This is a genomic window from Diaphorobacter nitroreducens (assembly GCF_002214645.1).
Taxonomy (GTDB): Bacteria; Pseudomonadota; Gammaproteobacteria; order Burkholderiales; family Burkholderiaceae_C; genus Diaphorobacter; species Diaphorobacter nitroreducens.
This window is the reverse complement of sequence record NZ_CP016278.1, coordinates 897,285-922,401: the sequence shown is the minus strand read 5'-3', so window position 1 is coordinate 922,401 and position 25,117 is coordinate 897,285. Positions and strand designations below refer to the sequence as shown.

At 67.5% G+C, this 25,117-nt stretch carries 22 protein-coding genes; 14 read left to right on the top strand and 8 right to left on the bottom strand.

Going from position 1 to position 25,117, the window contains the following annotated elements; genetic code table 11:
* Window positions 1–70: 70 nt before the first annotated feature.
* Genes BA022_RS04310 through BA022_RS04295 form a run of 4 tightly spaced genes read right to left on the bottom strand, consistent with a single transcriptional unit; the run spans window position 71 to window position 3,451 of the window.
* The gene (locus tag BA022_RS04310) at window positions 71–1,081 is read right to left on the bottom strand and encodes a TRAP transporter substrate-binding protein (protein WP_047351486.1); all 1,011 of its coding nucleotides are present in this window, start codon (window positions 1,079–1,081) and stop codon (window positions 71–73) included.
* Between the two features lie 44 nt (window positions 1,082–1,125).
* Window positions 1,126–2,406 (bottom strand): TRAP transporter large permease, encoded by a 1,281-nt coding sequence (locus BA022_RS04305; protein WP_088886635.1) that lies wholly within the window; start codon window positions 2,404–2,406, stop codon window positions 1,126–1,128.
* 8 nt (window positions 2,407–2,414) lie between these two features.
* On the bottom strand, window positions 2,415–2,936 hold the full coding sequence (locus BA022_RS04300; RefSeq protein ID WP_088886634.1) for a TRAP transporter small permease: 522 nt from the start codon (window positions 2,934–2,936) through the stop codon (window positions 2,415–2,417).
* A complete protein-coding gene (locus BA022_RS04295; RefSeq protein ID WP_088888507.1) occupies window positions 2,933–3,451 on the bottom strand; it encodes a gluconokinase in 519 nt (172 codons plus the stop codon). Before BA022_RS04295 ends, BA022_RS04300 begins: the two co-directional genes overlap by 4 nt.
* A 244-nt stretch (window positions 3,452–3,695) precedes the next feature.
* On the opposite strand from BA022_RS04295, the gene gntR reads away from it, so the two are divergent.
* Window positions 3,696–4,721 carry an HTH-type transcriptional regulator GntR gene (gene gntR / locus BA022_RS04290; protein ID WP_011805297.1) on the top strand — a complete coding sequence of 342 codons (1,026 nt, stop codon included), beginning with the start codon at window positions 3,696–3,698 and terminating at the stop codon, window positions 4,719–4,721.
* 188 nt (window positions 4,722–4,909) lie between these two features.
* Here the strand turns inward: gntR and BA022_RS04285 are convergent, their stop codons facing one another.
* Complete coding sequence (locus BA022_RS04285; RefSeq protein WP_088886633.1) at window positions 4,910–5,443, bottom strand: OmpA family protein; 534 nt, start codon at window positions 5,441–5,443, stop codon at window positions 4,910–4,912.
* Between the two features lie 62 nt (window positions 5,444–5,505).
* Between BA022_RS04285 and BA022_RS04280 the strand changes: the two genes are divergently transcribed.
* Genes BA022_RS04280 through pdxH form a run of 3 tightly spaced genes read left to right on the top strand, consistent with a single transcriptional unit; the run spans window position 5,506 to window position 7,352 of the window.
* Complete coding sequence (locus BA022_RS04280) at window positions 5,506–6,099, top strand: gamma-glutamylcyclotransferase (protein ID WP_015913401.1); 594 nt, start codon at window positions 5,506–5,508, stop codon at window positions 6,097–6,099.
* Window positions 6,100–6,132: 33 nt separating this feature from the next.
* Window positions 6,133–6,660 (top strand): superoxide dismutase family protein, encoded by a 528-nt coding sequence (locus BA022_RS04275; RefSeq protein ID WP_088886632.1) that lies wholly within the window; start codon window positions 6,133–6,135, stop codon window positions 6,658–6,660.
* A gap of 38 nt (window positions 6,661–6,698) precedes the next feature.
* On the top strand, window positions 6,699–7,352 hold the full coding sequence (gene pdxH / locus BA022_RS04270) for a pyridoxamine 5'-phosphate oxidase (RefSeq protein ID WP_088886631.1): 654 nt from the start codon (window positions 6,699–6,701) through the stop codon (window positions 7,350–7,352).
* Window positions 7,353–7,396: 44 nt separating this feature from the next.
* On the opposite strand, the gene BA022_RS04265 is transcribed toward pdxH, so the two are convergent.
* Window positions 7,397–8,350 carry an AEC family transporter gene (locus BA022_RS04265; RefSeq protein WP_187306009.1) on the bottom strand — a complete coding sequence of 318 codons (954 nt, stop codon included), beginning with the start codon at window positions 8,348–8,350 and terminating at the stop codon, window positions 7,397–7,399.
* Window positions 8,351–8,618: 268 nt separating this feature from the next.
* Between BA022_RS04265 and dusA the strand changes: the two genes are divergently transcribed.
* Window positions 8,619–9,641 (top strand): tRNA dihydrouridine(20/20a) synthase DusA, encoded by a 1,023-nt coding sequence (gene dusA / locus BA022_RS04260; protein WP_236884916.1) that lies wholly within the window; start codon window positions 8,619–8,621, stop codon window positions 9,639–9,641.
* On the opposite strand, the gene BA022_RS04255 is transcribed toward dusA, so the two are convergent.
* Entirely contained in the window at window positions 9,631–12,270 is a 2,640-nt protein-coding gene (locus BA022_RS04255; RefSeq protein ID WP_228403693.1) for a bifunctional diguanylate cyclase/phosphodiesterase, read from the bottom strand. The genes dusA and BA022_RS04255 overlap by 11 nt on opposite strands.
* A 234-nt stretch (window positions 12,271–12,504) precedes the next feature.
* Here BA022_RS04255 and BA022_RS04250 point away from each other — a divergent pair, with 234 nt between their 5' ends.
* The 3 genes from BA022_RS04250 (at window position 12,505) to BA022_RS04240 (ending at window position 15,705) form a co-directional block, all read left to right on the top strand.
* Window positions 12,505–13,581 carry a GTP pyrophosphokinase gene (locus tag BA022_RS04250; RefSeq protein ID WP_088886627.1) on the top strand — a complete coding sequence of 359 codons (1,077 nt, stop codon included), beginning with the start codon at window positions 12,505–12,507 and terminating at the stop codon, window positions 13,579–13,581.
* A gap of 169 nt (window positions 13,582–13,750) precedes the next feature.
* A complete protein-coding gene (locus BA022_RS04245) occupies window positions 13,751–15,058 on the top strand; it encodes a polyhydroxyalkanoate depolymerase (RefSeq protein ID WP_088886626.1) in 1,308 nt (435 codons plus the stop codon).
* A gap of 8 nt (window positions 15,059–15,066) precedes the next feature.
* Window positions 15,067–15,705, top strand: a complete 639-nt coding sequence (locus BA022_RS04240; RefSeq protein ID WP_088886625.1) for an RnfABCDGE type electron transport complex subunit B — start codon at window positions 15,067–15,069, stop codon at window positions 15,703–15,705.
* Window positions 15,706–15,787: 82 nt separating this feature from the next.
* On the opposite strand, the gene BA022_RS04235 is transcribed toward BA022_RS04240, so the two are convergent.
* The gene (locus tag BA022_RS04235) at window positions 15,788–17,290 is read right to left on the bottom strand and encodes a methyl-accepting chemotaxis protein (protein ID WP_088886624.1); all 1,503 of its coding nucleotides are present in this window, start codon (window positions 17,288–17,290) and stop codon (window positions 15,788–15,790) included.
* 180 nt (window positions 17,291–17,470) lie between these two features.
* Between BA022_RS04235 and dapC the strand changes: the two genes are divergently transcribed.
* Genes dapC through BA022_RS04205 form a run of 6 tightly spaced genes read left to right on the top strand, consistent with a single transcriptional unit; the run spans window position 17,471 to window position 24,889 of the window.
* On the top strand, window positions 17,471–18,673 hold the full coding sequence (gene dapC, locus BA022_RS04230; protein ID WP_088886623.1) for a succinyldiaminopimelate transaminase: 1,203 nt from the start codon (window positions 17,471–17,473) through the stop codon (window positions 18,671–18,673).
* Window positions 18,674–18,681: 8 nt separating this feature from the next.
* On the top strand, window positions 18,682–19,506 hold the full coding sequence (dapD, locus tag BA022_RS04225) for a 2,3,4,5-tetrahydropyridine-2,6-dicarboxylate N-succinyltransferase (protein ID WP_011805310.1): 825 nt from the start codon (window positions 18,682–18,684) through the stop codon (window positions 19,504–19,506).
* Window positions 19,507–19,562: 56 nt separating this feature from the next.
* A complete protein-coding gene (locus tag BA022_RS04220) occupies window positions 19,563–20,726 on the top strand; it encodes a PilT/PilU family type 4a pilus ATPase (RefSeq protein WP_088886622.1) in 1,164 nt (387 codons plus the stop codon).
* A gap of 45 nt (window positions 20,727–20,771) precedes the next feature.
* Window positions 20,772–21,947 (top strand): succinyl-diaminopimelate desuccinylase, encoded by a 1,176-nt coding sequence (gene dapE / locus BA022_RS04215; protein WP_088886621.1) that lies wholly within the window; start codon window positions 20,772–20,774, stop codon window positions 21,945–21,947.
* Window positions 21,944–22,873, top strand: a complete 930-nt coding sequence (prmB, locus tag BA022_RS04210; protein WP_088886620.1) for a 50S ribosomal protein L3 N(5)-glutamine methyltransferase — start codon at window positions 21,944–21,946, stop codon at window positions 22,871–22,873. Before dapE ends, prmB begins: the two co-directional genes overlap by 4 nt.
* 45 nt (window positions 22,874–22,918) lie before the next feature.
* Window positions 22,919–24,889, top strand: coding sequence for an ATP-binding cassette domain-containing protein (locus BA022_RS04205; protein ID WP_088886619.1), 1,971 nt, complete (start codon window positions 22,919–22,921; stop codon window positions 24,887–24,889).
* The last annotated feature ends 228 nt before the right edge of the window (window positions 24,890–25,117 follow it).

The following is a 25,117-nucleotide window of genomic DNA, read 5'->3' as shown; positions in this document are numbered from 1 at the left end:
ACACAGGTGTAGGCCGAGGGCACATGGCAGGGAACCGAGGGCAGGCGCCGCCGCCTGCCCCACCCTGCGCTTACTTGGCGTTGCGCGCCTGCTGGACGGCGGCGTTCACCTCGTCCCAGGTCTGCTGGCCCACCGACTTGGCGATGCCCGCGTTCACGCTGACCAGCTTTTCGCGCATGCGGTTGGCCTCGGCGGCCGACAGCTCGTTGACCTGCATGCCCTTGCCCTTCAGGTCGGCCAGGGCCTTGGCGGCCTCTTCACGCGTGTCCTTGCGCTCGAAATCGCGGCTCTTGATGGCGGCGTCCTGCAGCACCTTCTTCTCGGCGGCGGACAGGCCGTCCCACCATTTCTTGCTCACCGTGACGATCCAGGGGCTGTACACGTGGTTGGTCACCGTGAGGTACTTCTGCACCTCGTAAAACTTGCTGGAGACGATGGTGTTGTAGGGGTTCTCCTGGCCGTCCACGGCGCGCGTTTCCAACGCGGTGAACAACTCGGAGAACGGCAGCGGCACGGCGTTGGCGCCCAGGGCCTTGAAGCTGTCGAGGAACACGTTGTTCTGCATCACGCGCAGCTTGATGTCGTTCAGGTCTTCCAGCTTGGCGACGGGGCGCTTGCTGTTGGTGAGGTTACGGAAACCGTTCTCCCAGTACACCAGGCCGACCATGCCCTTGGCTTCCAGCTTGGCCTTGATCTTGTCGCCCACGGGGCCGTCCAGCACCACATCGGCTTCCTTGGCGTTGCTGAAGAGGAACGGCGTGTCCCACACGGCCATCTCCGGCACCAGGCCCACCAGCGTGGCGGTGGAGCCCACCATCATCTCCTGCGCGCCGCCGATCAGCGCCTGCTGCATCTGCGTGTCAGAACCCAGCGAGGCGTTGCCAATGGCGCGCACCTTCATCTTGCCGCCGGTGGCCTTTTCCACTTCTTGCGCAAACATGCGGGCCGCGCGGCCCTGGTTGGAGTTGTCCACCAGGCCATAGCCGAAACGCACGATGCGCGGCTTGAAGTCCTGCGCCTGTGCAGCGCCGGTGGCAACGAGTGCGGCCACGAGGCCGGCAAGAGCAAAGCGGATACGCATGGGAAGTCTCCTTTGGACAGTCAGGGTGAAAAGGGATGAAAAGCTCAGTGCATCCAGCGCAGCGGCGCGGTGATGAGGGCCGGGAACAGCGTGAACAGGACCGCCAGCAGCACATACACGGCCAGGAACGGCGTGGTGCCGCGGATCACGGTCTCCATGCGCAGCCGGCCCACGCCCGCCACCACGTTCTGCACCGTGCCCACGGGCGGCGTGATCAGGCCGATGCAGCCCACATAGATGAACATGAAGCCGAAGTACACGGGGTCGATGCCCGCCTTGGCGGCCAGCGGCGCGCAGACGGGGCCGAAGATCAGGATGGTGGGCGTGAGGTCCATGGCCGTGCCCACCACCAACAGGAAGGTCATCATCAGCGCCATGAACAGCACGGGGTTGCCCATCACGCCGGCGAAGCTGTCGGCCAGCATGTTGGGCAGGTCGGCCAGGGTGATCATGTAGGCCGTGACGGTGGCGGCGCCGCACAGGAACATGACCACAGCCGTGGTCTTGCCCGCGGCCAGGAACACGTCGTACAGCTGCGACCAGTTCAGTTCGCGGTACACGAACATGGACACCAGCAGCGCATAGACGGCGGCCACCACGGCAGCCTCGGTGGGCGTGAAAATGCCGCCGCGCAGGCCGCCCAGGATGATGACCGGCATCATCATGGCCCAGAAGCTCTTCGCCAGCGCCTTCATGCGCGGGCCCCACGCCACACGCTCCATCGAGGGCAGGTCGTGGCGGCGCGCAATCCAGGCCCAGGCGCCAATCAGGAAGATGCCCATCATCAGGCCCGGTGCCACGCCCGAGAGGAACAGCTTGCTGATCGAGGTATTCGTCGTCACCCCGTAGATCACGAACGGCATGGACGGCGGGATGATCGGCGCGATGATGCCGCCGGACGCCAGCAGGCCCGCGCTGTAGCTCATCGGGTATTTCTGCTCGCGCATCATCGGCAGCAGGATGGTGGCCAGCGCCGCCGTGTCGGCAATGGCCGAGCCGCTCATGGACGCCAACAGCACGGCCGCGCCAATCACCACGAAGCCCAGCCCGCCGCGGATATGCCCCACGAAGGCGCGCGCCAGGTCGATGATGCGCCGCGACAGGCCGCCCGCGTTCATCAGCTCGCCCGCCAGGATGAAGAACGGCACGGCCAGCAGCGGAAAGTTGTCAAAGCCGGCCTGCAGGTTTTGCGCCAGCAGCTGCGAATCGAAGAAGTCCAGGTGCCACATCAGGGCGACACCCGTCAGCACCAGGGCGTGGGCGATGGGCATGCCGATCACCATGCCGCCGATGAGCACCAGAAGAAAGATGGCGGTAACGATCATGGTGCGCCCTACTCCACCGACGTTTCCGCGTCGCTGCCATGCGGCAGCGGCTCGCCGCGGCGCAGATCCACCACCACGCCCACCAGCAGGCCCACGGCCAGTACCAGCGTCGCCGCGGCGCCCAGCGCCAGCGGATAACCCAGCACGGTGCTGTAGCTGTCCATGCCGGCGATCACCTGCTCCCACGAACCCTTGAGCAGCAGCAGCATGCCGCCCGCCACCAGAGCCTGGCTGGCCCAGAACAGCAGCTTGCGCGAGCGGCCCTTCAGGCGCGAAGTGAGCATATCGAAGCCCAGATGCTTGCCCTCAAAGGCCGCGACGATGGTGCCCACCGCCACCAGCCACACGAACAGCAGGCGCGAGATCTCCTCGTACGAGACGATGCTCGTGGAGAACACGTAGCGCAATACCACGTTGACGAACACGGCCACGACCATGCCGGCCAGTGCGAGCACCATGAAATGCTCGGCCAGGCGCTGCACCAGGGGCTTGCGCGGCCGTTGTTGCGGGGAAGGGGAAGAAGCGCTCATGCACTGTCTCCGGAAGACGACGAAAGGGAGGCAGCTGCTTTGCCGCGCAGCCATTGGACGACGGACCGGGCCAGCTCGTCCACGGGGCGTGTGGCATCCAGCGTCAACACGCGCGGCTCGCCCTCGGGCGACTCCAGCGTGGCGAACTGATCGGCCACCAGAGCGGGCGAAAAGAAATGCCCCGCGCGCGTCTGCACGCGCTGCAATGCCTGCTCATAGTCCAGCGCCAGAAACACGAATCCCACGCGCGGGTTGCCCGCACGCAGGCGATCGCGGTATTTGCGGCGCAGCGCCGAGCAGGTCAGCACTACGCCCGCCGAGCCGGAGGGCGCCGCCAGCAATGCGGCCAACCGGTCCAGCCAGCCCGCGCGGTCGGCATCGGTCAAGGGCACGCCGGCGCGCATTTTGGCAATGCTCTCGGGAGCATGGTGGGCATCGCCCTCATGCAGCACCCAGCCCAGCGCTTTTGCGCAGGCCTCGCCCACGCTGGACTTGCCGCAGCCGGAAACGCCCATCACCACGATGGCATCGATGTCACAGGTCAAGATAGCGCTATCTCTAAAGATTCAAAAAAACGGCTGCATCCCAGGACGCAAGCCGTTCACCCGAAGTTCACGGCTTCACGCCGCGGCTTCTCATGGGGAAATTTCGCTGCATCGCATGGGGAGAAGCTACTCCTCCCCACAAACCCGCGAAAACCCCATGAAAGATAGCGCTATCTTAAGGGACAATTTTGGCCAGAATTCCTAGGAATAACCCTTGACCGCCAACCGACGACCGCGCCGCTCCAGCGGCCGCATCACCCTGAACGACGTGGCAGGCGCCGCCGGCGTGAGTCCCATCACCGTGTCGCGTGCCCTGCGCGGCGAACGCACCGTGGACCCTGCGTTGGCCGAACGCGTACGCGAGGCGGCCGATCGGCTGGGCTACGTACCCGACCCGGCCGCGCGCGCGCTGGCGTCGCAGCGCAGCACGCAGGTGCTGGTGCTGGTGCCGCTGCTGTCCAACGCGCTGTTCGTGGATTTGCTGGAGGCGGTGCACCGCACGCTGTTCCCCGAGGGCTTTCAGCCACTCATCGGCGTGACCCACTACGACAGCGCCGAGGAAGAGTTGCTGCTGCGCACCTACCTGCCCCACCGCCCCGCCGGCCTGCTGGTGACGGGGTTCGATCGCAGCGAGGCCGCACGCCAGCTCATTGTGCACAGCGGCGTGCCCTGCGTGCACCTCATGGAGACCAGCGCCGCGCCTGGTGTGGCCTGCGTGGGCTTTTCGCAGCAGGACGCGGGCGCCACCATCACGCGCCACCTGCTGGAACGCGGGCGTAAGCGCATCGCCTTTTGCGCCGCGCAACTGGACCCGCGCGTGCTGCAGCGCGCCGAAGGGTACCGGCGCACCCTGCGCGAAGCGGGCCTGTACGATCCGCGCCTGGAGTTGCTAAGCCCCGAGCGCTCTTCCATCGCCCTGGGCGCCCGGCTGTTCGAGGACCTGGTGCAACGCATGCCCGACGTGGACGCCATCTTCTTTTGCAACGACGACATTGCCCAGGGCGGGCTGCTGGCGGCCAACCGCATGCGCATCGACGTGCCGGGGCGCATCGCCGTCGCGGGATTCAACGACTTGGCCGGCAGCGCGCAGATGGTGCCGCCGCTGACCACCATCCGCACACCGCGCAGCGAAGTCGGCCGCGCCGGCGCCGACATGCTGCTGGGCCTGATGCGCGGCACGCTGGCGCAGCCACAGTGCGTGCAGCTGGACTACGAGCTGATCGTGCGCGAGAGTACGTGAACAAGGGTGCAGTGCAGCGCAGTGCGCTACAGCTTTGGTAGCTGTTCGCGCTTGCAAATCAAGCACTCAAGGCAAAAAAGTACCTGAATCCTTCTTCAAACAAGCGCGACCAGCTATTGAATATGTAGCACGCCAGTCACAAAAAAGCCCGGCATTACCGGGCTTTCGCAGGCTTGGCGCATCCAGGCTCAGGGAGCCAGAATCACCTCCACGCGGCGCGCCTCGGCATTGCTGCCGCTGCCCTGCGTGGCTTCGGGCTTCTTCAGCTCCACCTTCTCTTCGGCCACACCCAGGGCCTTCAGGGCGTCGCGCACGGCCAGCGCGCGCTGCTTGGCCAGCTCGGCGTTCACGGCCGCGTCGCCCGTGGCGTCATGGAAGCCCGACACCACCGCGGTCTTGCCGCCGTCCACCACGCCCTTGACCACGTCGCCCAGCGCTTCGTTGGCGCCCGGGGCCAGCTCGGCCTTGCCAGTGGCGAAGAAGAACTTCACCACACCGCCCTCCACCACCACGCTGGCGGCGTCCTCGGTGATCACCACGCCGGGCGCGGCTGCCTCAGCCGCAGGGGCCACGGCGGCGGCCGGCGCCTTGGGGGCGTGGGCAATGCCACGCTTGTAGACCACCACGCCCACGACGGTGGAGACCACCAGCGCGATCAGCGCGAAGAGGAACCCGAGTGCGAAGCGTTGCTGGCTGTCGTCGTCGGAGCTGTTGAAGGACATGTTGAGAACTCCCGTGAATAATCGGTGCGTTGGACAAAACCCATCGATTGTAGAGTCTCGCCATGCCGCCGCTTGCCGCTCCCCTGCGTGACCCCGCCCCCATGCTCGACCGCGCGCTGCATGAATGGGGCGGGCGCGACGACCTGTGGATCTTTGGCTATGGCTCGCTGATCTGGCGGCCCGACTTTGCCTACGCCGAGCGGCGCGCGGCCACGGTGCACGGCTGGCACCGGGCTTTGAAGATGTGGAGCCGCGTGAATCGCGGCACGCCCGAATGCCCGGGTCTGGTGTTCGGCATGCTGTCGGGCGGCAGTTGCCGCGGCATGGTGTTCCGCGTGGACCACAGCCACGCGCGCCAGGTCATGGTCAACCTATGGCAGCGCGAGATGGTCCTGGGCGTATACGACCCGCGCTGGCTCAACTGCCGCACGCCCCAGGGTGCGGTGCGCGCGCTGGCGTTCACGCTGTCGCGCAAGAGCCCCAGCCATACGGGCGTGCTGGCGGACGAGGAATACCGCCGCATCTTCGCGCAGGCCAGCGGCATCTACGGCACCACGCGCGACTATGCCGAGGCCACGCACGCCGAGCTGCAACGCATGGGCATCCACGACCGAGCGCTCTCGCGTCTGATTGCGTTGGCGCGCGAACCGCGTTAGTTTGGCGGTTTTCAACCCTCTTGGAGAAATCGCATGTCCCTTCGCTACCTCCCCACGGCCGCGGCCCTGGCGGCTGCTGTCGCACTCGCCGGCTGCGCATCCATGTCCAGCGCGCCCTCGGCCACCGCCCGGCTGGAGCCTACGCGCGGCAACAGCACCCAGGGCACGGTGCGCTTCGTGCAGAGCGGTGATGCGGTGCGCGTCAGCGGCACGGTCAGCGGGCTCAAGCCGGGGGCGGAGCACGGGTTTCACATTCATGAGAAAGGCGACTGCTCCAGCGGGGACGGCAACAGCGCGGGCGGCCATTTCAATCCCACGGGCACACCGCATGGCCAACACGGCAAGGGACCGCACCACACCGGCGACCTGCCCAGCCTGCGCGCGGACGGCAACGGCGTGGCCACCTTCAACTTCGAGTCGCGCAGCATTCGCGTGGGCTCCGGCGCCACCGACATCGTGGGTCGCGGCCTGATCGTGCATGCCAACCCCGACGACTACGTCACCCAACCCACCGGCAACGCGGGCGCGCGCCTGGCGTGCGCGGTGATCGCCGGTCGCTGATCGTGCAGGGCTCGGCGCCCTGCGGGCACAATCCCCGCATGAGCCACAGCCCTCTTTCCTCCTCCATCGCCGACCTGCGCAAGAGCTACGAGCGCGCCGAGCTCAGCGAGGACGCCTCCCACGCCGATCCCTTGCAGCAGTTCGACCAATGGCTGCGCGAAGCCATCGCTGCCCAGGTGCCCGAGCCCAACGCCATGACCGTGGCCACCGTGGGCAGCGACCTGCGTCCCAGCACCCGGGTGGTGCTCATCAAGGGCTATGACGCGCAGGGCATCGTCTGGTACACCAACTACGACAGCCGCAAGGGCCGCCAGATCGCGGGCAACCCCTATGCCGCGCTGCAGTTCCATTGGGTGGAACTGGAGCGCGTGGTGCGCATCGAGGGCGTGGTGGAAAAGGTGAGCGAGGCCGAGAGCGACGCCTACTTCCACAGCCGCCCGCTGGACTCGCGCATCGGCGCCTGGGCCAGTCCGCAAAGCCAGGTCATCCCCAGCCGCGGCGTGCTGGTGGCCAACGCGGCCAAGTACGGCGCGCAGTTCCTGCTCAAGCCGCCCCGCCCGCCGCACTGGGGGGGCTTTCGCCTGCGGCCGGATCAGTGGGAGTTCTGGCAGGGCCGCAAGAGCCGCCTGCACGACCGGTTGCGCTACCGCCTGGAGGATGGCGCGTGGGAGCGCGAGCGGCTGGCGCCGTAAGCGCCCGGAAGACGCCCTGCTCCACGCGCGTCTTCAACGCATGTTCAATGCATGAAGAACTGCGCCAACACCAGCACCACCGGCAGCGTGATCAGCGCCAGCGCGGTGGACAGCGCGATGGCCGAGGACACCTCCTCCTGCATCACGCCATAGCGCTGTGTGAAAAGCAGCACATTCGCGCCCACCGGCATGGCCGCGGCGGTGAACATCACCGCGATCGCCGGGCCTGACAGCCCCAGCGCCCACGCCAGCGTCCCCAGCGTGGCGGGCAGCGCCAGGTTCTTGATCATCGCCACCCGCAACGCGCCGCGCCAGTGGTTGCCAATGCGTGTGTGCGCCAGCGCAATACCCACCAGCAGCAGCGCCACGGGCCCCAGCGCCGCCGCCAGCACCTGCAGCGGGCGGTCCAGCATCTCGGGCAGCTTCCAGCCCGTCTGCGCGAACAGCAGGCCCGCCAGGATGGGCAGCGGCACCGGGTGCACGATGCTGTTGCGCACGGCCTGCCACACGGTGTGCGCCATGGGGCGCGGCGCTGCACTGCCGGTGCGCTGCTGTTCGCGCGCCTCGGCCAGCTCGAACACCATGGTGGCCGCCGTCAGCAGCACCAGCGAATGCAGGGACACCAGCGTGAACAGCGTCACCAGGCCCTGCGGCCCATACACCAGACCCATGAGCGGCGCGCCGATCATCACCAGGTTGCTGAAGGTGTGCGCCAGCGCCCGCGCCGCCGCGGCCGTGGAGAACCGGCTGAACGCCAGCGTCAGCCCGAACAGCAGCGCCGCCGCGCTGAAGTACAGCAGCACAGGCTGAAAGTCCAGCTCTTGGAGCCGCACATTGCCCATGGTGCGAAACAGCAGCGCGGGCGTGAGCACCAGGAACACGATGTTGGACAGATCCGGCACCGCCGTGGCGCGCACCCAGCCCACGCGGGCGGTGAGGTAGCCGATGCCGATGCACAGAATGACGGGAACCAGGGGAACGAGGATCGAGGACAGCAAGGTGGGCAGAGGGTCAAAGTGCCGGCGCGGCGCCGGGCGGCAAGTGTAGGGCCTGGGGATGCGGCGCGCTTGCACTCATGAATTAATAGCTGCCAGCGCTTGATGGACAAGCGCTGGAGGCCAAAAATACCCAAAACCCCTTCCCACCGCGGCGCAAAACGGGACCTGGGACAATATCGGCCCCCGCCCAGTTCCTTTATCTCGTCAGACCGCCCCGTCCTTCACCGTGCACGCTACGCCCTCCTCCATCGCCCACAGTCCCTGGCGCATGTCCGTCGCGCCGATGATGGACTGGACCGACAGGCACTGCCGCTACCTGCACCGCCTGCTGTCGCGCCACACGCTGCTCTACACCGAGATGGTGACCACCGGTGCGCTGGTGCACGGCGACGTGCAGCGCCATCTGCGCTTTGACGCGGCCGAGCACCCCGTGGCGCTGCAGTTGGGCGGCAGCGAGCCGGCCGACCTGGCGCACTGCGCCCGTCTGGGCGAGCAGTGGGGCTATGACGAGATCAACCTCAACTGCGGCTGCCCCAGCGAGCGTGTGCAGCGCGGCGCTTTCGGCGCCTGCCTGATGAACGAGCCGCAACTGGTCGCCGACTGCGTGAAAGCCATGGTGGACGTGGTTCAGGTCCCGGTCACCGTCAAGCACCGCATCGGGATCGACCAGAACGAAGACTACGGTTTCGTGCGCGACTTCGTGGGCGTGGTGGCCGACGCGGGCTGCCGCGTGTTCATCGTGCATGCGCGCAATGCGTGGCTGAAGGGTCTGTCGCCCAAGGAGAACCGCGAGATTCCCCCGCTGCGCTACGACGTCGCGGCCCGGCTGAAAGCCGACTTCCCGCAACTGACCATCGCCATCAACGGGGGCTTTCAGACCGACGCCGCGGTGCTGGAGGAGCTGGCCCGGGTGGATGGCGTGATGGTGGGCCGCGAGGCCTACCACAACCCCTGGTGGCTGGCGCGCTGGGACGAGCAGTTCTTTGGCGCCGCGCCCGCCGCGCCCACGCGCGAGCAGGTCGAGGAAGACATGGTGGCCTACATGGAGCGCGAAGCCACCGCGCACGGCACGCACTGGTATGCGGTGGCGCGCCACATGTTGGGCCTGCGCAACGGCCTGCCCGGCGCGCGACGCTGGCGCCAAGTGTGGAGCGACCACCGCTTGAAACACCTGCCCGCGCGCGAAGTGATGGCCCTGGCGCGCACCAAGCCGGGCGCCACCGCGCCCGATGCACTGCGCGCAAGCGCCGTGCAAGCCGGCGCCCTGCCAACGGAGCCGCTCAGCCTTTGAGGCCCGCCAGCCAGTCCCGCAGTGGCTGCGGCAGCCCGAACAGATAGCCCTGCAGGCCATGGCAGTGGTGGGCGATGAGGAAGTCCGCCTGCTGCCGCGTCTCTACCCCCTCGGCCACCACGCGCAGGCGCAAGTGGCGCGCGACCGAAAGAATGGCCTGCACGATCGCCGCGTCGTTCGCATCGGAGGGCGCGTCCTGCACGAAGCTGCGGTCGATCTTGAGTTCGTACAGCGGCAGGCGCTTCAGATACGCCAGGCTGGAGTAGCCGGTGCCGAAGTCATCGATGGAAAAGCGCACGCCCAGCGCCACCAGCTCGTGCATGCGCCGGGCGGTGTCCTGCCAGTTCTCCACCAGCAGGCTTTCCGTGACCTCCAGCGTGAGCAGCGCCGCGGGCGCGCCCGTGCTGTGCAGCGCCGCGCGCACCTGCTCCACGAAGTCCGCCTGACGGAACTGGCGGGGGCTAACATTGACCGAGATCGACAGCGCCCGGCCCTGCTGGTGCAGTTCGGCCAGCGTGGCGCAGGCCTGCTGGATGACACGCGCACCCATGCGCACGATCAACCCCGCCTGTTCCGCCACCGGGATGAACTGCGCCGGCGGCACGAAGCCGCGCTGCGGATGCGGCCAGCGCAGCAGCAGCTCCGCGCCGATGAGCTGGCCGGCGGCATCCACCTGCGGCTGCGCATAGGTCAGCAGCGCGTCGTTGTCGACCGCGCTCTTCAGGTCCTGCAGCAGCGCCAGGCGCTCCTGCGCTGCGGCGTGCATGTCCTGCTCAAAGAAGCACACCTGGTTGCGCCCCCGGTCCTTGGCACAGAACATGGCCGTGTCGGCCTCGCGCAGCAGGTCTTCCACGGCCTCACCGTTCTTGGGAAACAGCGTCACGCCGATGCTGCCGGTACTGCCGTAGTGCACCCCGCCCAGGTCATAGGGCGCATCCAGGCATTCGCGCAGCTGCTGGGCGCGCCGGCAGGCCTGCTCACGCGCAACAGAGGGGCCGTCGCCCAGCCGCGGCACCAGCATCACGAATTCGTCGCTCCCCAGCCGTGCCACGGTCTCCTGCGGCCCGGCCACGTCCTGCAGGCGCGCGGCGACCTGCACCAGCAGCCCGTCGCCCACACCGTGGCCGCGCGCGTCGTTGATCTCCTTGAAGTTGTCCAGGTCGATGTAGAACAGCGCGCCCATGCCCCCCTGCTGCTGGGCCGTAAGCAGTGCATCCTGCAGGCGCTGCAGCAGCAGGCGGCGGTTGGGCAGGCCGGTGAGCGAGTCGAAATACGCGAGCTGGTACATGGCGGCCTCGGCCTCGTGGCGCCGCGTGACGTCGCGCGACAGCGCGATGAAGTGCCGCTGGCCCGGGCCGGCCCCGGTCTGCGGCGCACCGCCCTGCTTGCAGGCCACGGACAGCTCGAACCAATGCTGGCTGCCCCCGATGTCCAGGCTGTACTGCCGCCCTTCGGAATAGCCGTACTCGGCCGCCTCGTCCAGCGCAGCCATGCATTCGGCGGCGGCAGCGGGCGGCAACACATCCCCCAGCGTGCGCCCCACCAGCGCCTGGGCGCGCGTGCCGATCAGGTCCGCGCGGGCGGACCGGTAGTGGTGGATGCCTCCCTGTGCGTCCACCTCGAACAGCAGATCGGGCACGGCATTGAGCGTGCCTTCCAGCTCATCGCGCGTGCGGCGCAACTCGCGCGTCATCTCGCGGGCCAGCGCCATGGCCCGCTGCCGCGCGTTCACCTGCTGCCCCACGAACCATCCCGCCAGCAGGCTGAAGGCGGCGCCCAGCAGGGCAACCAGATGGTGTGTGGATCCTTCGAAGCGCTGCTCGAATGAGGGCAGCGGGTACAGCACCAGCGTCCAGCGCCTGCCGCCTACGTCGTAGCTGCGCACGGCCTCCAGCCCGCCATTGACCGCGTGGGGTGCATAGTCCGTGCGCGACGCAAACACCAGCACCCCCCCTGCCACCGAGGGGCCGTCATGGATGGCCAGCGCAAGGTCGCTGTCCAGTTCGCGCGCCAGGCCCTGGATCACGTCGTCCATGCGAAATGGCGCGGCCACCCAGCCTGCAATGTTCTGGCGGCGCTGGGCCAGAGTGTCCACGGCAGCGTGTCTGGCATACAGCGGCAGGTACATGACCAGGGAGCTGCCGGCATCCCCTTCGCGGCTGCCCAGCGGGCCCGACAGCGCCAGCGTCCCGGAATCGCGCGCGCGCAGCAGCGCCTCGCGCCGCGCCGGCTGCAGCATGGCATCCTGTCCCAGTTCCTGCTGGTTTTCCGGCGTTTGGGGTGCGATGTGCGTGATCAACGCCTGCCCCGTGCGCGCCCCCGTGGATTCCGCCACGCGCGACAGCAACGCCACCCCCTGCAGGCCCGGGCGCGTCTGCGGCAGGTGCAAGGCCTCCACATAGGCCTGGAATTCCTGCTGGTCGATGCTGTCGGAGCCTTCGTAGTAGCCCTTGGCGCCACGCAACACCATTTCGTAAGCGGCGATGCGGTCCGACAGGTTGGAAACCACGCGGTCCACGGACAAGGCGAAAGCCTGCAGCCGGCGCTCGTCCCGTGCGCGCTCCACACCCTGCCAGACCAGATAGGTGACGGCGAGCAGCAGCAGTGAGAGCACCACTGCTGCGATCATGCCCGGATGCCATGGGGCCCAGTGCTGTGCGAACCCTCTCGGGGCAGCCACCTTTTTATTCATGCGTTTCCAAGCGTCGCATAGCGACCGCCGCAACACAATAGGGATGCGCCAGATTGCCGCGCACCGCGCGGCCCGTCTGTGGGACGCGGCCTTGTCCTACCCCGCCGAGGGCCACCGCAGGCCCTTCCCTGCCCTACCATCCGTGGCTGTCCCTTGACCCCTGCGCCTGCCGTGCCCCTCCCCTCACCCACGACCCATCTCACCCCTGAGGAGTCCGCGTTCCACGCGTTCTATGCGCAGGAGCGCCCGGCGCTGGACCACGCCTGCGCGTTTTACATGGCGCTGCTGCAGTCGCTGCTGTCGCAGGCGCGCCACATCGACATCGCCAAGATCGAAGGGCGCGTGAAGGACCGCGATGAATGCCTGCGCAAGTTCTCGCGCAAGTACCGCGCGGCGCTGGAGGAAAGCGGGGCCCCCTATGAAATCCGCCCCTACATCACCGACCTGATCGGCGTGCGCGTGGTCTGCCTGTACGAGGACGAGCTGGAAAAGGTGGCGCAGATCGTCCAGTCGCACTTCGACGTGATCGACGTGACCGACAAGGTCAGCGCCCTGGAGGGCACCGAGGCCTCTTTCGGCTACAAGGGCCTGCACCTGGACCTGCGGCTCAACGCCGTGCAGGCCGCCCTGCCCGAGAACGCCGCCTACGCGGCGCAGCCGTTCGAGCTGCAGGTGCGCACCATCATCCAGGACGCGTGGAGCGTGCTGGACCACAAGATCAAGTACAAGAAGTCGATTCCGGCCGAACTCAAGCGCCGCATCAACGTGCTGTCCGCCCTGTTCGAACTGGCGGACCGCGAGTTCCGCCAGATCCGCGATGCCACCGACGCCGAACTGCTCTACGCACCCGACGAGACCACCGAGGCCGAGGCCGAGACCGAAGCCAGCCGAGCGCCGGCGCCCGGCAGCGAGCTCAACGCCTTCACGTTCCTGAAGATTGCCCGCCATTTCTTCAAGGACGTGGAGTTCGACGCGCAGAAGGTGGACCTCTTCGTGGACGACATGCGCGCATGGTCACCGGGCATCACGCGTGCCCGCTTCAACACGCTGATGCGCGAAACGATTGCTACCGTCAAGCGCTACAAGCAGTTTTACGAGGTGCAGAACCCCGAGGGCAGCTTCAACCCCTTCACCGTGATCCGCCACTGCCTGTACCTGGGCGACCGGCAGGCGTTTCGCCGCGCGCTGCGCAACAGCTCGCGCGAAGCCTTCGAAGCGTGGCTGCAGGAAAATCCCACCCTGATATAAGTCAAATCGACCTCCAGCGCTTGTCCATCAAGCGCTGGCAGCTATCAAAAGCATTGCATCAAGCCCGCCTGTGAATGTCGCGCGCGGGACACTGAATGCGTAGTTGCACGACACGCAAGCAAATGCAACTGCTGATATATTGCACTGCAACATAACTTGGTCCTGCCCCATGCTGTACACCCTCTACGAGACTCAGCGCTCCCTCATGGAGCCCTTCGCCGACCTGGCGCAGGCCGCCGCCAAGTTCTACAGCAACCCGCTGTCGCCGTTCAGCGAGACGCAACTGGCCCATCGCATCTCGGCGGGCTATGAACTGCTGTACCGCCTGGGCAAGGACTACGAGAAACCCGAGTTCGGCATCAGCACCGTGGACGTGGACGGCGTGAGCGTGGCCATCCATGAGCGAGTGGACGTCGACAAGCCTTTCTGCGAACTGCGCCGCTTCAAGCGGTTTTCGGACGACCCGGCCACCTTGCTCAAGCTCAAGGGCCAGCCCGTGGTGCTGATCGTGGCGCCGTTGTCGGGCCACTACGCCACGCTGCTGCGCGACACCGTACGCTCCATGCTGGAGAGCCACAAGGTCTACATCACCGACTGGAAGAACGCGCGCATGGTGCCGCTGCAGGAGGGCGAGTTCCACCTGGACGACTATGTGAACTACGTGCAGGAGTTCATCCGCTACCTGCAGGGCCAATACGGCAACTGCCATGTGATGAGCGTCTGCCAGCCCACCGTGCCGGTACTGGCCGCCGTCTCGCTGATGGCCAGCCGCGGTGAGACCACGCCACTGTCCATGACCATGATGGGCGGCCCCATCGATGCGCGCCGCTCACCCACGGCGGTGAACAACCTGGCCACCCAACGCAGCTTCGAGTGGTTCGAGAACAACGTCATCTACCGCGTACCCAGCAACTTCCCCGGCGCCGGCCGCCGCGTGTACCCGGGCTTTCTGCAGCACACGGGCTTCGTGGCCATGAACCCGGACCGGCACGCCAGCAGCCACTACGACTACTTCAAGAACCTCATCAAGGGCGATGACGCCAGCGCCGAGGCCCACCGCAAGTTCTACGACGAATACAACGCCGTGCTCGACATGGATGCCGACTATTACCTGGAGACCATCAAGACAGTCTTCCAGGACTACAGCCTGGTCAACGGCACCTGGGACGTGCGCTCGCCGGACGGCGCGGTGGAGCGCGTGCGTCCCCAGGACATCACCCAGACCGCGCTGCTGACCATCGAAGGCGAGCTCGACGACATCTCCGGCTCCGGCCAGACCGAGGCGGCGCAGGATCTGTGCACCGGCATCGCCGCGGACCGGCGCAACCACCTCGAGGTGAAGGGCGCGGGCCACTACGGCATTTTCAGCGGCCGCCGCTGGCGCGAGCTGGTCTACCCGCAGGTGCGCGACTTCATCCGTGCCAACCAGTCCGCCCAGCCCACGTCACGCCCCCGCCGCGCACGCAGCGCCGCCTGACGCCGGCCATGACCTCCCCCGCAGCGCAGCAGGCGCTCGTCGAGCGCATTGACGCGGCCCTGCCCCAGACCCAGTGCACGCGCTGCGGCTACCCTGACTGCCAGTCCTATGCCCGTGCCATCGTACGGGGCGAGGCCGAGATCAACCAGTGCCCGCCCGGCGGGGCCCAGGGCATTGCACGCCTGGCCGCCATCACTGGCCGGCCCGAGCTGCCGCTGAGCGCGGCCCATGGAACGGAGGTCCCGCGCGCCGTGGCGGTGATCGACGAAAACTGGTGCATCGGCTGCACGCTGTGCCTCAAGGCCTGCCCCACGGACGCCATCCTGGGCATCAACAAGCGCATGCACACCGTGATCGCGCCGCACTGCACGGGCTGCGAACTGTGCCTGCCCGCCTGCCCGGTGGATTGCATCCGCATGGAAAATGCCAGCGGCCAGGCCACTGGCTGGGCCGCATGGTCCGCCCCGCAGGCCGAGCAGGCGCGCGTGCGCTACCAGGCGCGGCAAGAGCGGCTGCAGCGCGAGGAGGCGCAGGCCACCGCCCCCGAACCCGCCCCTCCGGCGCCGGACAACGCGCCCGATCCCAAGCGCGCAGCCATTGCCGCGGCACTGGCGCGCGCCCGCGCGCAGCGCGCCGACCGGGGCTGACGCCGCTGCGCCGGCAGCCCTACCGCTCACGACCGCAGCGGGCTATGGCAATACGGAGCGAACCGGCGACAGGCCTGCCGCATCAGGCCGCAAGCGACTTGTAGACGCCGCAGCCCAGATAGACATCTCCCGCGCGCTGCACGTAGGACATCTTGGTTTGCACCGCGCCCGTGGCCGGATTGGTGATGTCGTATTCCACCCAGCCCGGCGCGCGTTCGGCCTGGGCCACGATGGCGCTGACCAGCGCATCCCCGGCAATACCGGGAATGTCCTGCACCCGCGTTCCCACTTTGGCGGGATTGCCGCCAAAGGCCAGGTAGGTGCCGCCCGCATCGAGCGCGAACACGTACATGTCGCGGTCGTGGTAGGGCTGTGCTGGGTCGGTCAACGTGCGCAGAAAGGACTCGCGCGGCAGGCCGCGCTGCACGGCGGCGGCGCGCTGCACCAGGGCCACGGCCTCCTCGGCCGTACCCTGCTGCAGGCGAAACGCCAGCACCGCCCGGGACAGGGTGGACGCCCGGCTCTCCAGCGCCTGCGCCTCGCGCAGGGCATCGCTCACCATCTGGGCATTGCGCTGCGTGATCTGGTCCAGTTGCTGCACCGCGGTGCTGATCTCGCGCAGACCCGTGCCCTGTTCATTGACCGAGTGGGAGATTTCGCTCACATGCCCGGCCACGCCACGGATGCCTTGCGCCATGGCCGCAATGCCCTCACCGGCGGTGCGGATCAGCCCCGCGCTGCCCTCCACCTGCCGCACGGACGTGCCAATGAGGTCGCGGATCTCGCGCGCCGCCTCGGCCGAGCGGCCCGCCAGCGTGCGCACCTCGGCCGCCACCACGGCAAAACCCCGGCCCTGCTCGCCCGCGCGTGCCGCTTCCACGGCGGCATTCAGCGCCAGGATGTTGGTTTGGAAGGCAATGCCGTCGATCACCTGGATGATCTCGCCCATGCGACGGGCATCGTTCTGGATGCCCTGCACCGCCTCCACCGCCCGCGCCATCGCCTGGGTGCCCGCCTCAGCGGCTTGGCGCACCTCTCCGGCGCGCTGATCGGCCACGCTTGCCGCCTGCGCGTTGTTGTTCACGGCGGAAGACAGCTCCTCCACGCTGGCCGCGGTCTGCTCCAGGCTGGCGGCCTGTTGCTCGGTCCGGTCGGCCAGTTCGCGGTTGTCCGCCGCAAGGCTTTGACCCGCGTGCGCCACCAGCGCCGCGTTGCTGCGGATGTCGGCCACCATCGACGAGAGCGTGTACACCATGCGGTTGAGTTGCTCGCCCATGTGCGCCAGTTCATCGCGGCCGCGCACTTCGGCCCGGCTGCACAGGTCGCCCTGCGCCGTACGTTCCATTACGCCGCTCAGCCGCCGCAGGTCGCCCGCCACACTGGCCTGGAAAGCCGTGGCCAGATAGGCGGTGGCCAGCACCGCCACGCCACACACGCCCCACGTGGCGCGCGGCCCCCATCCCTGCACCCCCGCGACGGCCAGCAGTGCCAACACGGCCACGCCTCCCAACAGGGCCAGCTTGGCCGAGAAACGCAGGCGCCGCATGAGTCCCACGCCCGGCCGCAGAATGAATGAAACCGTCATCGCTTTTGTCCCCTCGCTGGCTGAAATGCGCGCCCTGGCGCGTCGCACTGATGAATTGATGCCATTTGTAACCAAATTCGACGGCTGTGTAGAGCGATCAAACCCTGTAGTTGTTTTTGGGAACGGGTGGCGGGGCCGCGCCCTATGGCGCCCGGCCGCATCCCTGATAATCGCCCCCCTATGAATCCCCTGCTCTCCCTACTGCAGCCCTACCCGTTCGAGCGGCTGCGACAGCTTTTTGCGGGGGTGACGCCCTCGGCCGCTCACCGCGCCATCAGCCTGGGCATCGGCGAGCCACGCCATGCAACGCCGCCGTTCATCCAGGAGGCCCTGGCCGCCAACCTGGCAGGCCTGGCCAGCTACCCCTCCACCGCCGGTGACCCCAGCCTGCGAGAAGCCTGTGCCGGCTGGATGCAGCGGCGCTACCGTATTCCCGTCAACCCCGCCACGCAGGTGCTGCCGGTGAACGGTTCGCGCGAGGCGTTGTTCGCATTCGCGCAAACCGTGGTGGACCCCACCCGCGCGGGCGCCACCGTGGTGTGCCCCAACCCGTTCTACCAAATCTATGAAGGCGCCACGCTGCTGGCCGGCGCCACGCCGTACTACGCCCCGAGCGATCCAGCCCGCAACTTTGCCGTGGACTGGGACAGCGTGCCCGAGGACGTATGGCAGCGCACGCAACTGCTCTTCGTGTGCTCGCCCGGCAACCCCACGGGCGCCGTGATGCCCCTGCCCGAGTGGGAGAAGCTCTTCGCGCTGAGCGACCGTTACGGTTTCGTGATCGCCTCGGATGAGTGCTACAGCGAAATCTACTTCCGCGACGAGCCACCACTGGGCGGCCTGGAGGCTGCAGCCAAGCTCGGACGCAGCGACTACCGCAACCTGATCGCCTTCACCAGCCTGTCCAAGCGCAGCAACGTGCCGGGCCTGCGCAGCGGCTTCGTGGCGGGCGACGCGGCACTCATCAAGGCGTTTTTGCTATACCGCACCTACCACGGCAGTGCCATGGGGCCCGCGGTGCAGGCCGCCAGCGTGGCTGCCTGGAACGATGAGGTGCACGTGGAAGAAAACCGCGCCCTCTACCGCCAGAAGTTCGCCCAGGTCACGCCCATGCTCGCCGAGGTGATGGACGTGCGCCTGCCCGACGCGGGTTTCTACCTCTGGGCCAAGGTGCCTGACGCCCTGGGCATGAGCGATGCGGAGTTCGCCCAGGCCCTGCTGGCTCAATACAATGTCACGGTATTGCCGGGCAGCTATCTCGCCCGCGATTCCGGTGGCGCCAACCCCGGCGCCCAGCGCGTGCGCATGGCCCTTGTGGCCGAGACCGCGGAATGCGCCGAAGCGGCCTCGCGCATCGTGCAATTCATCCAATCCCGTACGTGATTCCATCCATGACCCAACAATTGCAGACCCTGATCGACAACGCCTGGGACAACCGCGCCAGCCTCTCGCCCTCCGCCGCGCCCAAGGAAGTGGTGGACGCCGTCGAGCATGTGATCGCCGAGCTCAACAACGGCAGGCTGCGCGTGGCCACGCGCGAGGGCGTGGGCCAGTGGACCGTGCATCAGTGGATCAAGAAGGCCGTGCTGCTGTCGTTCCGCCTGAAGGACAACGAGCTCATGAAGGCCGGGGACCTGGGCTTCTTCGACAAGGTGCCCACCAAGTTCGCCCACCTGTCCGCCGATGAGATGGCCGCCACCGGAGTGCGCGTGGTGCCGCCGGCCGTGGCGCGCCGCGGCAGCTTCATCGCCAAGGGCGCGATCCTGATGCCCAGCTACGTGAACATCGGCGCCTATGTGGACGAAGGCACCATGGTGGACACCTGGGCCACCGTGGGCTCGTGCGCGCAGGTCGGAAAGAACGTGCACCTGTCCGGCGGCGTGGGGCTGGGCGGCGTGCTCGAGCCCCTGCAGGCCAACCCGACCATCATCGAGGACAACTGCTTCATCGGCGCGCGCTCCGAAGTCGTCGAGGGCGTGATCGTCGAAGAGAACTCGGTCATCAGCATGGGCGTGTACATCGGTCAGAGCACGCCGATCTACGACCGCACCACGGGCGAGATCACCTACGGTCGCGTGCCCGCTGGCTCGGTGGTGGTCAGCGGCAACCTGCCCAAGGACGGCGGCCGCTACAGCATGTACGCGGCCATCATCGTCAAGAAGGTGGACGCCAAGACCCGCTCCACCACCAGCCTGAACGACCTGCTGCGCGACTGAAGCCACGCCGCACCGGCACTGCACGCATACATAACCAGCACTGAGAGGGAACCAGCATGAGCACGATGGAGCGGATTCTGCGCCTGATGGCCGACAAGAAGGCATCCGATGTCTACCTGTCGGCCAACGCACCGGCGCTGATCAAGATCAACGGCGAATGCGTGCCGATCAACAGCCAGATTCTGCCGCCCGACGCGCCCAAGAACCTGCTGTCCGAGATCGTCCCTCCCGACCGCATCGAAGAGCTGGAAGAGACCGGTGAGCTCAACATGGGTGTGCCGCTCACCGGCGTAGGCCGCTTTCGCGTCAGCGCGATGCGCCAGCGCGGCACCTATGCGGTGGTGATCCGCTTCATCACGCAGAACATCCCGCAGTTGTCCACGCTGCACCTGCCGCCCGTGCTCAGCGAGCTGATCATGGAAAAGCGCGGCCTGATCCTGCTCGTGGGCGCCACGGGCTCGGGCAAGAGCACGACGCTGGCGGCGATGCTGGACGCGCGCAACGAGTCCATGACCGGGCACATCCTCACGGTGGAGGACCCGGTCGAATACCAGTTCAAGAACAAGAAGTCCATCGTCAACCAGCGGGAGATCGGCAGCGATACCCAGTCGCTGCAGACCGCGCTCAAGAACGCGCTGCGACAGGCGCCCGACGTGATCCTGATCGGCGAAATCCGCGACCGCGAGACCATGTCCGCCGCCATCGCCTACGCCCAGTCGGGCCACCTGTGCCTGGCCACGCTGCACGGCAACAACAGTTACCACGCCCTCAACCGCATCCTGTCGTTCTACCCCGTGGAGGTGCGCCCCACAATGCTGGGCGACCTGGCGTCCGCCCTCAAGGCCATCATCTCGCAGCGCCTGGTACGCACTACGACCGGCGATCGCGTGCCCGCGGCGGAGGTCATGCTCAACACCAAGCTGGTGGCCGAGCTGGTGGAAAAGGGCGACTTCTCGGGGATCCGCGAGGCCATGGAAAAATCCATGGCCGAAGGCTCGCAGACCTTCGAGGAAGCGCTGGCCCACCTGATCCTGGAGGGCAAGATCGACCGCAAGGAAGGCCTGGCCTACGCCGACTCCCCCACCAACCTCATGTGGCGCCTGCAAAACGACTTCTCGGCTGCCGCGAAGTCGGCGCGCGCCGTCAACGACGCCGGCCAACAGTCCGAGGACGATGCCCCCTCGTTCACCGAGATCGTGCTGGACGTCAAGCCCGCCTGAGCCCGTTTCGCGGCCGCTGCACGGCAGTGCGCCGCCTGTACCCCCATGTCCTCCACCCTGCTACTGACCGAACAGCTCATCGCCCGCCCCTCCGTCACGCCCGACGACGCGGGCTGCCTGGACCTGCTGGCCCGGCGCCTCGCTCCCTTGGGCTTTGCCTGCGAACGACTGGACAGCGGGCCCGAGAACTTCCGCGTCAGCAATTTATGGTCAAAACGCGCTGCAACGCGCTCTGGACAAGCGCAAACAGCTACCAAAACAGTAGTATTCGCCGGCCACACCGACGTGGTACCCACGGGCCCCGTGGAGCAGTGGAGCAGCCCACCGTTCACCCCCACACACCGGGACGGCCGCCTGTACGGCCGCGGCGCGAGTGACATGAAGGCCTCGATCGCCGCATTCGTCGTCGCGGTCGAGGAGTTCCTGGCCGCCACGCCCGACCCGCGCCTGGACATCGCGCTGCTGCTGACCAGCGACGAGGAAGGCCCCTCGGTGGACGGCACCAAGGTGGTCATTGAGCAGTTGCGCGCGCGCGGGGAGCGGCTGGACTGGTGCATCGTGGGCGAGCCTACCTCGGTCGAGCAGACCGGCGACATGATCAAGAACGGCCGCCGCGGCACGCTGTCCGGGCGGCTCACCGTGCGGGGGGTGCAGGGCCACATCGCCTACCCGCAGCTGGCGCGCAACCCCATCCACCAGGCCGTGCCCGCGCTCACCGAGCTCGCCGCCACCGTGTGGGATGAGGGCAACGCCTTCTTTCCGCCCACCAGTTGGCAGATGAGCAACATCCACGGCGGCACCGGCGCGACCAACGTGATCCCCGGCCAGGTGGTGATCGACTTCAACTTCCGCTTCAGCACCGAATCGACCGCCGAAGGGCTGCAGCAGCGCGTGCATGCGGTACTGGACCGCCACGGACTGGAATACGACCTGACCTGGACGCTGGGCGGCCAGCCCTTCCTGACCACGCCGGGCGAACTGGTGCAGGCGGTGCAGCAAGCCATCCGCGCCGAGACCGGTCTGGAAACCGAGCTGTCCACCACCGGCGGCACCAGCGACGGGCGCTTCATTGCACAGATTTGCCCCCAGGTGATCGAGCTGGGCCCGCCCAACGCCAGCATCCACAAGATCGACGAGAACGTGCGCTTGGTCGACATCGAGCCGCTCAAGAACATCTACCGCCGCACGCTCGAGCACCTCAACGCACTGGCGGGCGCATGACCGCGAAAGTGCACGGTGACACCGTCGGGGCGCTGGTCGCCAGCGGCGCCGCGCGCCTCTCACAGGCCGGCGTGGCCTTCGGCCACGGCACCGCCAACGCACAGGACGAGGCCGCCTGGCTGGTGCTGTGGCGCCTGGGGCTGCCGCTGGACAGCGTGCTCGACGAGGGGGTCGAAGGTTCAGTGGTAAATCGGCCCGTAACGCCCGCCCATCAAGCGCTGGTAGCTACGCTTTTTGAAGAACGCATCGCCACGCGCAAGCCGGCTGCCTACCTCACGCGCGAGGCCTGGTTGCAGGGCGTGCCGTTCTACGTGGACGAGCGCGCCATCGTGCCGCGCAGCTTCATTGCCGAACTGCTGGCCGACGGCAGCATCGACGACTGGCTCAGCGACCAGACGCGCCACGTGCTCGACCTGTGCACCGGCAACGGCAGCCTGGCCGTGCTCGCGGCCATGGCGTATCCCGACGTGCAGGTGACGGGCGCCGACCTCTCGCCCGACGCGCTGGCCGTGGCCCGCATCAACGTCGATCGGCACGGGCTGCAGGAGCGCATCACGCTGGTCGAGTCCGACGGCCTGGCCGCCCTGCCCGGCCCCTGGGACCTGATCCTGTGCAACCCGCCCTACGTCAACGCCACCAGCATGGCCCAGCTGCCGCCCGAATACCGGGCCGAGCCCGAGCTGGCCCTGTCCGGCAATATGCGGGGCGGCAGCGACGGCATGGACTTCATTCGCCAGCTGTTGGCCGACGCCCCGGCGCGCATGAGCGAAGACGCCGTGCTGGTGCTGGAGATCGGCAACGAACGCGAACACTTCGAGGCCGCCTTTCCCGACCTGCCCGTGTTCTGGCTGGAGACCAGCGCCGGCAGCGACCAGGTGCTGCTGCTCACGCGCCAGGCCCTGCTCCCACTCGCTCCCGCAAAGTGACGGTGCCGGCCCGTCCGGCCCCCGCCCCGTCCATTGGTTTGACCCATGATCACCCTGAAGAACGTCACGCTGCGCCGCAGCGCCAAGGTATTGCTCGACGGCGTTTCCGTCACCATCAACCCCGGGGAGCATGTCGGCCTGGTCGGGCGTAACGGCGCTGGCAAGTCCACGCTGTTTGCGCTGCTCAATGGTTCGCTGCACGAAGACGGCGGTGACTTCTTCCTGCCCGCAGCCTGGCGCATGGCCCAGGTGGCGCAGAACATGCCAGAGACGGACGAGTCTGCCACCGCCTTCGTACTGGAGGGCGACACCCGCCTGTCGGAGCTGCGCCAGGCGCTGCACACGGCCGAGCAGGCGGGGGATGGCATGGCCATCGCCCAGGCGCACTCCGACCTGGCAGACGCCGGTGCGCACGACGCCACCGCGCGCGCGCAGGCGCTCATCCTGGGCCTGGGCTTTCAGGTGGCGGAGCTGGAGCGCCCGGTCAACAGCTTCTCCGGCGGCTGGCGCATGCGCCTGCAACTGGCGCGCGCGCTGATGTGCCCCAGCGACCTGCTGCTGCTGGACGAGCCCACCAACCACTTGGACCTGGACGCGCTGGTATGGCTGGAAGCCTGGCTACAGCGCTACAACGGTACCTTGGTCGTCATCAGCCACGACCGCGAATTCCTCGACGCCGTGACCCAGGTCACGCTGCACATCGATAACGCGCGCCTGACCCGCTACGGCGGCAACTACAGCAAGTTCGAGGAGCTGCGCGCCCAGCAGCTGGAACTGCAGCAGTCGGCCTACGAGCGCCAGCAGGACAAGATCGCGCACCTGCAGAAATTCATCGATCGGTTCAAGGCCAAGGCGACCAAGGCCAAACAGGCACAAAGCCGCGTGAAGGCGCTGGAGCGCATGGAGAAGATCGCCCCCGTGCTGGCCTCGGCCGACTTCACCTTCGAGTTCAAGGAGCCGGCCAACCTGCCCAACCCGATGCTGGCCATCACCGACGCGTCCTTCGGTTATCGCGCCGAGGATGGCAGCGAGACCACCATCCTGCGCCACGTGAACCGCTCGGTGCTGGCCGGCCAGCGCATCGGCATTTTGGGCGCCAACGGCCAGGGCAAGTCCACGCTGGTCAAGACCATCGCCCGCACCATGGCGCCGCTCTCCGGCACCCTGACCGAGGGCAAGGGCCTGTCGATCGGCTACTTCGCGCAGCAGGAGCTGGACGTGCTGCGCCCCGGCGATAACCCGCTGGAGCACATGGTGCGCCTGGCGCGCGAACTGGGTGCACAGGCCCAGGAACCCAGCCGCGAGCAGGACCTGCGCAACTTCCTGGGCAGCTTCAACTTCAGCGGCGACATGGTGCACCAGGCCGTGGGCACCATGAGCGGCGGGGAGAAGGCCCGCCTGGTGCTGGCCATGATCGTCTGGCAGCGCCCCAACCTGTTGCTGCTGGACGAGCCCACCAACCATCTGGACCTGGCCACGCGCGAGGCGCTGTCCATGGCGCTCAACGAGTTCGAGGGCACGGTGATGCTGGTCAGCCACGACCGGGCGCTGCTGCGCGCCGTGTGCGATGAGTTCTGGCTGGTGGGCCGGGGTGCCGTTGCGCCCTTCGACGGCGATCTGGACGATTACCAGCGCTACCTGCTTGAGGAGTCCAAGCGCCTGCGCGAACTGACCCGCGCAGCCGAGCAGGCGGTCCTTGCCGAGGCCGCGCCCCCAACCGCCACTGCCGCCCCTCCCCTGCGCGACGCCCGCGAACAGCGCCGCCAGGAAGCCCAGGCCCGCCAGCAACTGGCCGAGAAAACCCGCCCCCTCAAGCGAGAGCTGGAAAAAATCGACCAGCGCCTGGAAGCCCTGAACCGGGAAAAAGCGCAGTTGGAAGAACGGCTCATGCAGCCGTTGCCCCCCGCGGAGATCGCGGAATGCGGGCGCAGGCTCAAGGACTGCACCGAAGAGGTGACAGCCCTTGAGGAAAAGTGGCTGGATGTTTCCTCAGCGCTGGAGGAACTGACGCGCTGAGGGGCTACAGGTATTTTTGATATCTGTATAAAAACAGCCTCCAAGCCTCACGGATAAAGCGCAGACAGCTCCTTTTTCAGGAGTAAATTCTGGGGATATCCCGGGGTTGCATTTTTTTGCAGCGCACTGTCAACGCTCCCCCAGGGGGCCGCGTTGTGGGTACATCTAAGGAGTTTTCCCTATGACCATGACTGCAATCCTCTCTGCCTGGCCCGAAGACGAACGTGA